Annotated in this window: 13 protein-coding genes; 6 read left to right on the top strand and 7 right to left on the bottom strand. The window is 41.0% G+C overall.

Features of this window, described 5'->3' with window-relative positions:
• Positions 1-95 precede the first annotated feature (95 nt).
• Complete coding sequence (locus Q0058_RS13410; RefSeq protein ID WP_298224787.1) at positions 96-1,046, bottom strand: endo alpha-1,4 polygalactosaminidase; 951 nt, start codon at positions 1,044-1,046, stop codon at positions 96-98.
• Between the two features lie 10 nt (positions 1,047-1,056).
• A complete protein-coding gene (locus Q0058_RS13415; protein ID WP_298224789.1) occupies positions 1,057-1,725 on the bottom strand; it encodes a spermidine synthase in 669 nt (222 codons plus the stop codon).
• 60 nt (positions 1,726-1,785) lie between these two features.
• Here Q0058_RS13415 and Q0058_RS13420 point away from each other — a divergent pair, with 60 nt between their 5' ends.
• The 5 genes from Q0058_RS13420 (at position 1,786) to Q0058_RS13440 (ending at position 7,251) form a co-directional block, all read left to right on the top strand.
• Positions 1,786-2,352 (top strand): 1-acyl-sn-glycerol-3-phosphate acyltransferase, encoded by a 567-nt coding sequence (locus Q0058_RS13420; protein WP_298224791.1) that lies wholly within the window; start codon positions 1,786-1,788, stop codon positions 2,350-2,352.
• A gap of 11 nt (positions 2,353-2,363) precedes the next feature.
• The gene (locus Q0058_RS13425; RefSeq protein ID WP_298224793.1) at positions 2,364-3,518 is read left to right on the top strand and encodes a M14 metallopeptidase family protein; all 1,155 of its coding nucleotides are present in this window, start codon (positions 2,364-2,366) and stop codon (positions 3,516-3,518) included.
• A 76-nt stretch (positions 3,519-3,594) separates the two neighbouring features.
• Positions 3,595-4,074, top strand: coding sequence for a winged helix-turn-helix transcriptional regulator (locus Q0058_RS13430; RefSeq protein ID WP_166337030.1), 480 nt, complete (start codon positions 3,595-3,597; stop codon positions 4,072-4,074).
• Positions 4,075-4,162: 88 nt separating this feature from the next.
• On the top strand, positions 4,163-6,721 hold the full coding sequence (locus Q0058_RS13435; protein WP_298224798.1) for a phosphoenolpyruvate carboxylase: 2,559 nt from the start codon (positions 4,163-4,165) through the stop codon (positions 6,719-6,721).
• Positions 6,722-6,732: 11 nt separating this feature from the next.
• A complete protein-coding gene (locus tag Q0058_RS13440; protein WP_298224800.1) occupies positions 6,733-7,251 on the top strand; it encodes a DinB family protein in 519 nt (172 codons plus the stop codon).
• Here the strand turns inward: Q0058_RS13440 and Q0058_RS13445 are convergent, their stop codons facing one another.
• The 5 genes from Q0058_RS13445 to aroB form a co-directional block, all read right to left on the bottom strand.
• Complete coding sequence (locus tag Q0058_RS13445; protein ID WP_298224801.1) at positions 7,252-7,731, bottom strand: DNA-deoxyinosine glycosylase; 480 nt, start codon at positions 7,729-7,731, stop codon at positions 7,252-7,254.
• Positions 7,732-7,776: 45 nt separating this feature from the next.
• Positions 7,777-8,202 (bottom strand): DNA primase, encoded by a 426-nt coding sequence (locus Q0058_RS13450; RefSeq protein WP_298224803.1) that lies wholly within the window; start codon positions 8,200-8,202, stop codon positions 7,777-7,779.
• Positions 8,203-8,208: 6 nt separating this feature from the next.
• The gene (locus Q0058_RS13455) at positions 8,209-9,180 is read right to left on the bottom strand and encodes a deoxyhypusine synthase family protein (RefSeq protein WP_298224805.1); all 972 of its coding nucleotides are present in this window, start codon (positions 9,178-9,180) and stop codon (positions 8,209-8,211) included.
• 126 nt (positions 9,181-9,306) lie between these two features.
• Positions 9,307-10,707 (bottom strand): arginine decarboxylase, encoded by a 1,401-nt coding sequence (locus Q0058_RS13460; protein ID WP_298224807.1) that lies wholly within the window; start codon positions 10,705-10,707, stop codon positions 9,307-9,309.
• A gap of 290 nt (positions 10,708-10,997) precedes the next feature.
• Positions 10,998-12,065 carry a 3-dehydroquinate synthase gene (aroB, locus tag Q0058_RS13465; RefSeq protein ID WP_298224809.1) on the bottom strand — a complete coding sequence of 356 codons (1,068 nt, stop codon included), beginning with the start codon at positions 12,063-12,065 and terminating at the stop codon, positions 10,998-11,000.
• A 159-nt stretch (positions 12,066-12,224) separates the two neighbouring features.
• Between aroB and Q0058_RS13470 the strand changes: the two genes are divergently transcribed.
• Positions 12,225-12,506 (top strand): TIGR03643 family protein, encoded by a 282-nt coding sequence (locus tag Q0058_RS13470; RefSeq protein ID WP_298224811.1) that lies wholly within the window; start codon positions 12,225-12,227, stop codon positions 12,504-12,506.
• The last annotated feature ends 9 nt before the right edge of the window (positions 12,507-12,515 follow it).

Consider the following 12,515-nt stretch of genomic DNA (forward strand, 5'->3'; position numbering starts at 1 on the left):
GCGTCATCTGCATGTCAATAAAGTTTTTTTAATAACACATTGGATATTTTTAGAAATCCGCGTAAATCTGTGTCATCCGTATCATCCGCGTGCCATCACTTATTATAAAGAAAATAATAACCTTCAACGTTGTCTAAAAAAGCGCCATTAAATCCGGCATCGATGATTTTTTTGAGATAAGATTCGTCATTGCCGTAGATGATTTTTTCCCAGTCGTCGTGCCAGAACTGCACGTAAAATTCATCATTATAACCCGCATATTTCTTTTTGATCCAAACCGGATTGTTGATTTTCCAGTGGCGTTTCCAGTAATAGCGCCAGTTTTCCGCCGCACCGATATTGACGTAAGCGACAATCAGTCTTTTGCCGCCATTGGCTTTTGTTTTGAGTTTTTCTATTTCTTTAGCCGATAGCGGTTTGTTGTTGTAAAACAAATCGATAGCGACCATGTCGTAATTCGTTTCGGCGATGGCACTCAGGAAAAGATGTTTGGTTTCCAAATTAATCGGATTAATCAAATACAAATAATTCTTCGCATCGCTTAGTTTCAGAATATCGTTGGCGTTTTCGTTCGGAATGTTGGTCGGAATTTCACGGTAATGTTCATTCGTTTTCACCCGAGGATATAATAAAAAACCTTCCTGATCACTTTGCGATTTTACCGATTCGATGGCAGTGGATTCCAAAATGAAATCAGAAAACATGATCTGCTTTTTGCCTTTCAATTTGCGCAACATGTTGAGGCGATAAGTGTCTGTTTTTGGTTTTTGGTCGTAGAATAAATCTTCGACTGCAATGCCGTCGATGGCATCCACGTAAGCATTTCTCAAATTCCCATTCGGGTTCATTTTTTCAAACGCGAGTTCGGGTCCGTTTTGTGGAATGATGATGAAAGTCGAGTCGATGCTTTTGGCGTATTTCGAAATATCGATGACGAAATTCTGCATTTTGATTCCGGCCTGCGTGGTCTTGCTTTCTTTCAACGGAATGAACGCTACTATAAAAAGCAACAGCCAGGAAAATAAGAATATGGATTTTTTTCGCATCGTAGGTTTTTTAATTGAGTGTTTTTTGGATCACAATCAATTCGTTATGGTTTTCGATTCTCGGAATCGTGAAAACAGTAAAAGGTAAAGTATGGAACTCGGAAAGGTATTGTTTATTGCGTTGGTTTTGTTTTTCGTCGAGCGTCATCGTGTTGAATAAAATATATCCGCCGGCATTCAGAATATTCCCAAGCCGGTGGATGAAGAATTTCTCGAACAAAAAGTTGGGCATGTGCGTATCCTGAAACACATCGATGATGATCAAATCGTAAGTGGCTTTGGTTTTCAATACGAATTCGAAAGCATCGTCAATCACAAGGTTGAGGTTCGCAATTTTGTCAAGTTGGAAATATTCATTCGCCAATTGAATCACTTCCGGATCGATTTCTACGCCGGTCATTTTGCCTTTGTAATGGATTTCATCAACTAGCGTTTTGATGACGCTTCCGCCCGCAACACCAAGAATCAAAAGGCTTTCCATCGATCTGATTTTGTCAAATCCTATCTTTTTCAAGCCCAATCTCAAAACGCGCTGTAAACTGCCATAAGAGTAGTTGGTATTTTGGGAATCGAGTACGAGCTGGCCATTGTTCCAGTTGATTTCAATCGACTTGCTGACCGCAGATTTTTTGTGGTAGACCCGGATCGGAATCAGATAGCTCAGCATTCTTCGCAGCATTTGAAATAATTTTTCCTCAAAAATAAGAGATTAATGCTAATTTTACAGAAATAGTTTCGCATGAAAAAAAGTATTTACCGTTTTATTTTCTATTATCTCATGGGTTGGAAAATCATCGGTACCGTCGATCCGAAAATCAAAAAATGCATCTTCATGGTGATGCCGCACACGAGTTGGCACGACTTCTATCTCGGGCTTTTTTCGAGAGGCATTATTGGTTTGGACATGCATTTCGTAGCAAAAAAAGAGTTGTTCCGATTTCCGTTCGGCTGGTATTTCCGTTGGATGGGTGGCACACCGTTAGACCGTTCTGGTGGCTTAAACAAAGTAGATACGATTGCCGAAATTTTCAACAACAAAGAAGTCTTCAGAATGGGAATTTCACCTGAAGGCACGCGAAAAAAAGTCACGGAACTCAAAACAGGTTTTTATTATATAGCCTTCAAAGCCGGCGTTCCGATCATTCCTGTAGCTTTTGATTTTGGAAAAAAAGAAGTCCGATTTGGCGCGCCGTTTAATCCAACCGGTGATTTCCAGCAAGACATGAAAATCATCATGCCGCATTTTTCAGGCGTCATCGGTAAGATTCCCGAAAATGGTTTTGATTTTAACCCTGATTCCATTTAATTTACTTTCCCATGAATTTTGAACAACTTGCTGACACGTACAAAGAACCTGTTTTGTCAGGCCGTTACATCACTTTAGAAGACATTGAGCCTTTACTGAATCAATGGAATACCGACAACCAATTGAAAGTAGCCGGACAGTCCGTTTTGCAACAGCCGATTTATACCTATATATTAGGACACGGAACGACGCGCGTTTTGATGTGGTCGCAAATGCACGGCAACGAAAGCACGACTACGAAAGCAGTTTTTGATTTGCTGCGTTTTCTTCACAGCGATAATGAAATAGCCAAATCGTGGTTGTCGCATTTTACGTTTATGATTTTACCAATGCTGAATCCTGATGGCGCTAAAGTGTACACGCGTGAAAACGCAAACGGCATTGATCTCAACCGCGATGCTCAGGATTTATCGCAACCTGAAAGTAAAATTCTTAGAAATTGCTTTAATGAATTTCAACCGCAGTATTGTTTCAATCTTCATGACCAGCGTACGATTTATGCGGTTGGCGATACTAACAAACCTGCCACAGTTTCTTTTCTGGCTCCGGCCTACAATGCTTCGCGCGATATGAACACCGTACGCGAAAAAGCCATCGGGATTATTGTGGCGATGAATGAGACTTTACAAAAGATTATTCCGAACCAAGTCGGTCGTTTTGATGATGCGTTCAATCTGAATTGCGTGGGCGATACTTTTCAGTCGCTCGAGGTGCCGACCATATTATTCGAAGCCGGACATTTTCAAAAGGATTATCAGCGGGAACAAACCAGAAAATTCATTTTTATGGCCTTAGTTTCCGGATTGCAGTTTATTTACGAAAACGTTGTAGTTGACAATAAAACTACCGATTACTTGAATATTCCTCAAAATAAAGCCGTTTTTTTCGATATTGTTTATAAAAATGTCAAAATAAATTATGATGGTATTGAAAAAAATACGAATTTCGCAGTTCATTATAAGGAAGAGTTGCAAGACGGTCAACTTTGTTTTAATGGATATTTCGCCCAGATAGGAAATCTCGAAGCTGCTTTCGGACATTTTGAATACGATGCCGAAGGCGCACTTTACTCTGATTCAGTCGATAATATTCCGAAATTAGAAACAAAAGCCGATTTTTGGTTAGATAAAACTATAGAAATTGTTAACGGACGGATAAATTGTTAATAGTTTTTAATTTTTATAACGAAAAATTCAATTGTTCTTTTTACATTTAGGCAAAACAAACAATAACAATATTTTTATGAGCAAGTTTCGATTAGATGAAGTAGATCACCAGATTTTGGATATGTTGATTGACAATACCAGAATACCTTTTACTGACATTGCCAAAAAATTATTAATCTCAGCCGGAACAGTTCATGTGCGGGTAAAGAAAATGGAAGATGCCGGAATCATCATGGGTTCGTCATTGGTGCTTGATTATGACAAATTGGGTTATTCTTTCATTGCCTATATCGGAGTGTTTTTGAACAATACGTCGCAGACCAAATTCGTTTTGGAAAGAATCAACGAAATTCCATACATCACGGTAGCTTCTGTAACGACAGGGAAGTTCAACATTTTCTGTAAAATCAGAGCGAAAGATACCAAGCACGCGAAAGAAGTGATCTTCATGATTGATGACATCGAAGGGGTTTACAGAACCGAAACGATGATTTCCCTCGAGGAAAGTATCAATGATAAGAAACGTTTGATGCATACTATTTTCAAAAATATGTAAGCCACTTGAACGTACTATAATGATAGAACCTCAAGTTAACGCTTGGGGTTTTTTGTTTTTTAATAGAATTTTAAAACGGTTTTCCATCATGTACACACTGACCAAAATAGAACGCTTCAACCAAAACGTACTTTCGAAATACCACGTCTACAACAGTGTTTTCCTGACTTTGCCATTTGATTCCGTCGGAAATACCGGCGTGATGTTGCCGTTGTTTTCGGAAGTGTGTGAAAAAGGATTCCAAAAGCACGAAACGCCGATACAGATCGTAGATTTCTTCAACAAAAAATACCTCGACGACGCGCCGGAATGGGACAGAATTGGTTTGTTGTTCCGTTTCATTCAATATATCGAAAGGCAAATCGTACTATTCGACGCGATTGAAGACGCCGCTTTTCCAATCGTCAACAACCTCGAAGGGAAAGGTTCGTTGCGCGATATCAAAGACACCGCCGAAGCGAAAGGCATGATTGAAATCTTCCGCCAGTTTTTAAAAGACTTCAATGTCAGAACCGTGTTGACCGCACACCCGACACAATTTTATCCGGGTTCCGTGCTTGGAATCATTACCGATTTGACTGATGCGATCCGTGAAGATGATTTGGTCGAAATCAAGGAACTGTTGTCGCAACTCGGCAAAACACCGTTCATTAAAAAGCAAAAACCCACGCCATTTGATGAGGCCGTGAGTTTGGTCTGGTATCTTGAGAATGTGTTTTATGAAACCAGCGGTGCCATGTTGTCTTACATCCAAAAGAATGTTTTTGATGGCGGCAATCTTGAAAATCCGATCTTCAACCTTGGCTTTTGGCCCGGTGGCGATCGAGATGGAAACCCGTTTGTCACGACTGAAATCACACTTAAAGTCGCAGACCGTTTGCGCACTTCGATTCTGAAAAGTTATTATAAAGACATTCGCAAGCTCAAACGCAAGCTCACTTTTTACCAAGTGGACAACCTGATTGCAGAATTGGAGTCGAAAATTTACCGTTCCGTTTTTTATTCCCAAGGTGAAATCTACATCACGCTCGAGGAATTCAAGGCTCGATTGCAAGACATCAAAACGATCATCATCAACGAACACCAGTCTTTGTATCTTGATGAAGTGAATGAATTGATCAATAAAGTGACGCTGTTCGGATTTTATTTTGCATCGCTTGATATCCGCCAAAACAGCAAAATACACGATGCCGTTTTTGACGATATTTTTAAATATACGTCAGGCTACGAATCAAAACCAATTACAGAAAAATTAGAAGATTTGTCGCAGATGCAAGGCAATTTAGATCCAAAGGATTTCACCGACGAAATGACGCAATCTACCATCGGATCAGTCTATGCGATGAAAACCATTCAGCAAAACAACGGTGAATTGGGCTGTAATCGCTATATCATCAGCAATTGTGAAAGCGCTTTGCATATCATGCAGACTTTTGCTTTAGTGCGCCAATGCGATTGGGAACATCCGACGGTTGATATTGTTCCGTTGTTTGAAGTCATCGATGATTTGCAAAACGCGCCACAAATCATGGAGCAATTGTATTCGAATGCTATCTATAAAAAACACCTCGAGCACCGTGGCAACCAGCAAACTGTGATGTTAGGGTTTTCTGACGGCACCAAAGATGGCGGTTACCTGATGGCGAATTGGAGCATTTACAAAGCCAAAGAAAACATCACTTCAATCTCAAGGAAATATGGCATTAAAGTGCTTTTCTTTGACGGACGCGGTGGTCCACCAGCTCGTGGAGGCGGAAAAACACATAAGTTTTACGCTTCGTTGGGTTCTACCATTGAACATCAACAGATTCAAGTTACGGTGCAAGGCCAAACCATCAGTTCCAATTTCGGGACGCTTGACTCTTGCCGTTACAATCTCGAAAATCTATTGACGGCTGGCGCAACGAATCAGGTTTTTGCCGAAACGCAGGCTACTTTGACCGAAACTCAAAAAGCACTGCTCGACGAAATCGCCTCCATCGGTTACACCAAATATTCGGATTTCAAAAACCACCCTAAATTCATTCCGTACCTTGAGCAGATGAGTACGCTGAATTATTACGCGAAAACTAATATTGGCAGCCGTCCGTCGAAAAGAAAAAACTCGGATAAGCTTGATTTTTCTGAGTTGCGAGCAATTCCGTTTGTAGGTTCGTGGAGCCAGCTTAAGCAAAACGTTCCCGGATTTTTTGGCGTGGGAAGTGCTTTGAAACATTTTGAGGAAACCGGTCAATGGGAGAAAGTTCAGGATTTGTATGACAGTTCTTTGTTCTTCAAAACTTTGCTCGAAAACAGCATGATGTCGCTCGCCAAATCATTTTTTCCACTGACGGCCTATATGAAGGATGATCCGGAATTCGGCGATTTCTGGCAAATCATTTACGATGAATTTCTCGAAACCAAACGTTTGTTGCTCAAAATAGCCGGCCACCAAGAATTGATGGAAAATTATCCTGACGGAAAAGCTTCGATTGCGATGCGCGAGAATATCGTGAAACCGCTGCTGACGATTCAGCAGTATGCGCTTTCGAGAATCAACCAATTGCAGCAAAATGAAAATCCTGATACCGAATTGATCAAAATGTATCAGAAAATTGTAACGAGATCGCTGTTTGGGAATACTAACGCGAGTAGAAATTCCGCTTAAATTTTTATTTTATGAAAGTCAACCAATTGCAAAATACCGAATACGCTTCTTTTTATGCGGGCTATATCAAGGCTGTTTCTGATGAATACAACTTAGTAGAAGAATTAGAAATTTCAGTTCACCGGCTGATCAAATTCGTGCAGAACATCCCAATGGATAAATTCGATTACCGTTACGCCGAAGGCAAATGGACGATCAAAGATATTCTGCAACATCTTATAGACGCTGAACGCATTTTTGCTTATCGCGCTTTGCGTTTCGCCAGAAAAGACACGACGCCGTTAGCCAGTTTTGACGAAAATACTTACGTTGATGTTGCGCGCGCCAACCAAAGAAGCCTTCAGGATTTGCTTTCGGAACTTGCGGTGGTGCGCCAAGCTACGTTATCGTTATTCAAAACTTTTTCTGAAGAGGATTTGCTGCAAAATGGAATCGCATCCAACAATCCGATGTCGGTTCGAGCATTAGGTTTTGTAATTATTGGGCATCAGAACCACCATCAAAAAATTTTTGAGGAAAGGTATCTTTAGTCAATCTAGTAAAGCTTTCTGCCACTCGTCAAGCTTGAGTTGGAATTTCACGGTATTCGCCGGACTTGTAGATGGCATCACATGAAATTCTATACTGTCAATATTTCCGAATTTCTTCATGAAATACCGGTGGCTTTCCTTTCCGTTGAATAGAATCTTTTTGATTTTTGGAAATTGTTGAAGCAACTGCGGAATCTCATTTTCCGTGTGGTTTTTAATATGAATGTCTAGGCTGCCTTTACGCTCGCAATTGGCCAACACATCCCAAAGCCCGATTTTGTTTTGCTGCAGCAACGCGACTTTTTCCTTAAAAACTTCCGGGACGATTCCTTCAGCATAAATCGTGAACATGATTTTCCAAAACTGGTTTTGTTTGTGCGCGTAATATTCCTGTTTCTGCAATGACATGACGCCGGGCATGGTACCGAGAATCAGGGTTTCAGTAGCGTCGTCAACAAAAGGAGGAAAGGAGGCAATCATATATTGGGTTATAAAAAAAGGAACCCGAAAGTTCCTTTAGTATTTTTATTCGTCATCTTCGTCATCATCCTCGTCTGCGATGTCATCTTCGTCATCATCATCATCGTCGTCCGAATCGTCGCCATCGTCAGAACCGCCCGGATCCTTAGTAATGTCAACTTCTTCTTCGTCGTCATCTTCGGAAGGTGCGTCTTCATCGAGGTCGATGCCTTTGATCACATCGATCGGTTCTACGATATCGTCAATATCGTCTTCTTCGTCAAATTTTTCCAATCGGCTTGCCAGTTTGGTACTCACTTTCACCAGATAGATGGTGTCTTCTGTTCGTACTTCAACAGCTTCGATCAATTCGTTGTGTGCATTTCTGAAACGGATGATGTTGGAATCATCATAGCCGTCAGGAAACCGTTCCACCAGTAAGGTGAGAATTTCGTTCGTCAGTTTAGAGTAATCAACAATAATTCTTCTCATAGTTTATTATAAATCAAGTAGGTAAGCAAAAATTAATGGGGCTACAATCGTAGCATCCGATTCGATGATAAATTTAGGTGTTTTAATGTCAAGTTTTCCCCAAGTAATCTTTTCGTTGGGAACGGCACCCGAATAAGAACCGTAGCTCGTCGTGGAATCGGAAATCTGGCAGAAATAACTCCAGAACGGCACGTCGTGCATTTCCATATCCTGATAAAGCATCGGCACTACGCAGATTGGGAAATCTCCGGCAATTCCACCTCCGATTTGGAAAAATCCAACGCCGGAACCGCTGTTTTTGGTATACCAGTCGGCTAAGAAAGTCATGTATTCGATACCGGATTTCATGGTTGAGGCTTTCAATTCGCCTTTAATCACGTACGACGCGAAGATATTACCCATCGTGCTGTCTTCCCAGCCCGGAACAATAATTGGTAAATTTTTCTCAGCTGCGGCATACATCCAGCTGTCTTTCAAGTCGATTTCGTAGTATTCTTCGAGTACGCCTGAAAGCAACATTTTATACATGAATTCATGCGGAAGGTAACGTTCTCCTTTGTCATCGGCGTCTTTCCAGATTTGGTAGATGTGTTTTTGCAAACGGCGGAACGCTTCATGCTCGGGAATACAGGTATCGGTCACACGGTTTAAGCCACGCTCCAACAAATCCCATTCTTCCTGCGGTGTCAAGTCGCGGTAATGCGGCACTCTTTCGTAATGCGAATGCGCTACGAGGTTCATGATATCTTCTTCGAGGTTCGCGCCCGTGCACGAGATGATTTGTACTTTGTCTTGGCGGATGAATTCTGCGAAAATTTTTCCGATTTCAGCCGTACTCATCGCACCGGCTAAAGTGACCATCATTTTCGCACCGTTTGCCAATTGTTGCTCGTAGGCTTTGGCAGCGTCTACCAAGGCGGCGGAGTTGAAATGCAGATAGTGTTTTTCGATAAACTGACTGATAGGTCCTTTACTCATAATGTTGTTGTTTTTGATTCCGGGGCCTAGCCCTGATGGCAGCGGTTATCCTTTTGTGCCGGCGTTCGGCGCGAAAGATAGTAGCGTACAGCAGGAATGAGCTCCTAAATCATTTTCAAAAATAATTTATTTTTTATTATATCCTAATATGTTGAGCACTTCTTCTGAAGTTTGTTGCTCGGAGAACACTTCCGTGGCCAGAATACCGTTTTCGTCACGGTCAATCAGGATGTGTTTCGGTTGCGGAATCAGGCAGTGGTGCAAGCCTCCGTAACCGCCGATGGTTTCTTGGTAAGCGCCTGTGTTGAAGAACCCAATATACAACGGTTTTTCCTTGCTGTATTTCGGCAAATAAATCGCGTTCATATTCTGTTCGGAGTTGTAATAATCATCGCTGTCGCAAGTCATGCCACCGAGCAACACGCGTTCGTAAGTCTCATTCCATCGGTTGACCGCGAGCATGATGAAACGCTTGTTGATCGCCCAGGTATCTGGCAAAGTGGTGATGAAAGACGAGTCGATCATGTTCCATTTTTCACGGTCGTTTTGCTGTTTTTGATAGAGAATCTGGTAGATCGCGCCGCCGCTTTCGCCTACAGTGAATGATCCGAATTCGGTAAAAATATTAGGGACATCAACTTCAGCTTCTTCGCAGGCGATTTTGATTTGATTGATGATTTCGTCAATCATGTATTGATAATCGTATTCGAACGCCAAAGAATTTTTGATTGGGAAACCGCCGCCGATGTTAAGGCCGTCGAGCGTCGGGCATTCTTTTTTAAGCTGGATGTATACTTTGATACATTTCACCAATTCGTTCCAGTAATAAGCGTTGTCGTTGATTCCGGTATTGATGAAAAAGTGCAGCATTTTGAGTTCCAAATGCTTGTTTTCCTGAATCTGTTTTTTGTAGAACGCTACGATGTTTTTATAACCGATTCCTAAACGCGAAGTATAGAACTCGAATTTTGGTTCTTCTTCGGCCGCGATACGGATTCCGATTTTGAATTTCCCTTTGATTTCGGCTTGCAACAAATCTAGTTCTTCGTAATTGTCGATGATCGGAATGGCGTTTTTATGGCCGTTGTTAATCAGTCTTGCAATGTTCGAAATGTATTGGTCGCGTTTGAAACCGTTGCAGATGATATACGTGCTTTTGTTGATTTTTCCCTTTTCAAGCAAATTTTCAACGATGTTGATGTCGAAGGCCGAAGACGTTTCAATGTGGATGTTGTTCTTGAAAGCCTCGTTCATGATGTATTCAAAATGCGAGCTTTTTGTGCAATAGCAATAATAATACTTGCCTTCGTATTTGTTTTTTTCCATCGCATTTCGGAACCAGTTTTTGGCGCGTTTGATGTTGTTGGAAATTTGCGGCAGGTACGTGAATTTTAACGGCGTTCCGTATTGTTCGACGAGTTTCATCAAATCGATGTTGTGAAACTGCAGATTATCTTTGTTAAGCGTAAACTCTTCTTGTGGGAAATAGTAGGTTTGGTTGATCAGGTCGAAATATTTTGTATTCATTGTTGGATTTTAAGGAGATGAAAAAAGAGGAAAAATCAATTTTTATCTGCTGTTCAAACCCGAATATTCGCGAAAATGATGGGTAATTTTTCGTGATACTGATTGGAATATTGGAAGATGTCGAAAGGTGTAATACCGTTTACAGCAAAAGCATTCTTCAAAATTCGGAAGAAAGATTTCAGGTTTTCGGATCCTGTAAAAAAGGACTGGTCGGTATTAGGGTTCATATTCATCAGCGCAAATGTAAAAAATAAAATAATTGTGATGCAATCGTTTCGATTAAAAAAACATTAACTTCTGTAAAAAGAAAAAGCATCCATAATCATTTCTTTTTCAGCGGTTTGGTTGATTTTTATTTTACCGATAGCTTCAATCAGCGCAAATTGAATCGTTCCGTACTCGTTTTTCTTGTCATGTATGAGTAAATTGAGAATCGGATCAATATCCCGGTCTTCAAAAATCACATTGTCGAAGATGCCTGAAATGGTGTTTTTGATTTGAGTGAAATCAGCTTCGGAAATCCATCCTTTGTGCCATGAAAGATAACTTTCAAGAATCATCCCGACGGCAATCGCTTCGCCGTGCAGCAAGGTTTTTTTGTGTTCGCTTTCGAGGAAGTAACTCTCAATCGCGTGTCCTAAAGTATGCCCGAAATTGAGTGCTTTCCGGATGCCGTTTTCGGTAGGATCCTGCATGACGATTTCGTTCTTGATTTCGATCGATCTGAAAATCAGCGCATCTAAATCGTCTGTATTCAATTGTTTTAAATCGAGGAATTGTTCCCAGTAGTTTTTATCGAAAATCAATCCGTGTTTGAGCATTTCGGCTAAGCCGGAGCGCATTTCGTTTTGCGGTAAAGTTTCGAGGTAAGCCGAATCAACAACCACCATTTTCGGGACATTGATCACACCGATCTGATTTTTTAAACTGCCTAAATCGACACCGTTTTTCCCGCCAACCGACGCATCGACCATCGCGAGTAAAGTCGTTGGAACATGAATGAAATCAATGCCGCGTTTGAACGTTGACGCCACAAATCCACCTAAATCCGTCACCACGCCGCCACCCAAATTGATGATGACGCTTTTTCGGTCGGCGCCTAATTCGGTGAGTACGTTCCAGATTTGTACGCAGGTTTCGATGTTTTTCGAGCTTTCGCCGGATTCGAATGCTACGATTTCAATAGGAATTTCGGTTGCTATATAAGGTAGAAAATTCGGCAGACAATATTCATCCGACTGACTGTCAACAAGTACGAATATAGACGAATACTTTGCTTCGGATAGCAGCTGGTTTAAGGCTTCATATCCTGGCTCGTTGAAGTAAATCGGATAGCCATTGGCTTGAATACGGGACATAAGAAAGGTAAAATTAGTGCTGCAAAATACGGTATTTTTTTTCGAATAAAGCCTATAAGATTTTGCGTGAAATTTTAACGGCATTTTATTCTTTAAATGATAAAATTGCATGTATATTTGTTTAATATTTTTTTAAAAACTTTAAACAAAAATATAATAATGCCTAATCATGTATTTACGGAGATTGAAATCGACCGCATTATAGAAATGGCTTGGGAAGACCGCACGCCGTTTGAAGCGATCCGCTTCCAATTCAAACTTGAAGAAGCCGATGTGAAAGCCTTGATGAAAAGAGAACTCCGGTTCAGCAGCTATAAACTCTGGAGAAAACGCGTCGAAAATTGCAAAACCAAGCATCTCGCCAAACGCGTTTCGGGTATTGACCGGTTTAAATGCAAATTGCAACGCGCGATTTCAAACAACAAAATTTCTAAGCGATAACAATAAGAA

The organism is Flavobacterium sp. (assembly GCF_027484705.1).
In the GTDB taxonomy this organism is placed as follows: domain Bacteria; phylum Bacteroidota; class Bacteroidia; order Flavobacteriales; family Flavobacteriaceae; genus Flavobacterium.

What these genes read in the sequence shown, in the direction of transcription:
- Q0058_RS13410 (WP_298224787.1), bottom strand. Translation starts at nt 1,046, where the DNA reads ATGCGAAAAAAATCCATATTCTTATTTTCCTGGCTGTTGCTTTTTATA.
- Q0058_RS13415 (WP_298224789.1), bottom strand. Translation starts at nt 1,725, where the DNA reads ATGCTGCGAAGAATGCTGAGCTATCTGATTCCGATCCGGGTCTACCAC.
- Q0058_RS13420 (WP_298224791.1), top strand. Translation starts at nt 1,786, where the DNA reads ATGAAAAAAAGTATTTACCGTTTTATTTTCTATTATCTCATGGGTTGG.
- Q0058_RS13425 (WP_298224793.1), top strand. Translation starts at nt 2,364, where the DNA reads ATGAATTTTGAACAACTTGCTGACACGTACAAAGAACCTGTTTTGTCA.
- Q0058_RS13430 (WP_166337030.1), top strand. Translation starts at nt 3,595, where the DNA reads ATGAGCAAGTTTCGATTAGATGAAGTAGATCACCAGATTTTGGATATG.
- Q0058_RS13435 (WP_298224798.1), top strand. Translation starts at nt 4,163, where the DNA reads ATGTACACACTGACCAAAATAGAACGCTTCAACCAAAACGTACTTTCG.
- Q0058_RS13440 (WP_298224800.1), top strand. Translation starts at nt 6,733, where the DNA reads ATGAAAGTCAACCAATTGCAAAATACCGAATACGCTTCTTTTTATGCG.
- Q0058_RS13445 (WP_298224801.1), bottom strand. Translation starts at nt 7,731, where the DNA reads ATGATTGCCTCCTTTCCTCCTTTTGTTGACGACGCTACTGAAACCCTG.
- Q0058_RS13450 (WP_298224803.1), bottom strand. Translation starts at nt 8,202, where the DNA reads ATGAGAAGAATTATTGTTGATTACTCTAAACTGACGAACGAAATTCTC.
- Q0058_RS13455 (WP_298224805.1), bottom strand. Translation starts at nt 9,180, where the DNA reads ATGAGTAAAGGACCTATCAGTCAGTTTATCGAAAAACACTATCTGCAT.
- Q0058_RS13460 (WP_298224807.1), bottom strand. Translation starts at nt 10,707, where the DNA reads ATGAATACAAAATATTTCGACCTGATCAACCAAACCTACTATTTCCCA.
- aroB (WP_298224809.1), bottom strand. Translation starts at nt 12,065, where the DNA reads ATGTCCCGTATTCAAGCCAATGGCTATCCGATTTACTTCAACGAGCCA.
- Q0058_RS13470 (WP_298224811.1), top strand. Translation starts at nt 12,225, where the DNA reads ATGCCTAATCATGTATTTACGGAGATTGAAATCGACCGCATTATAGAA.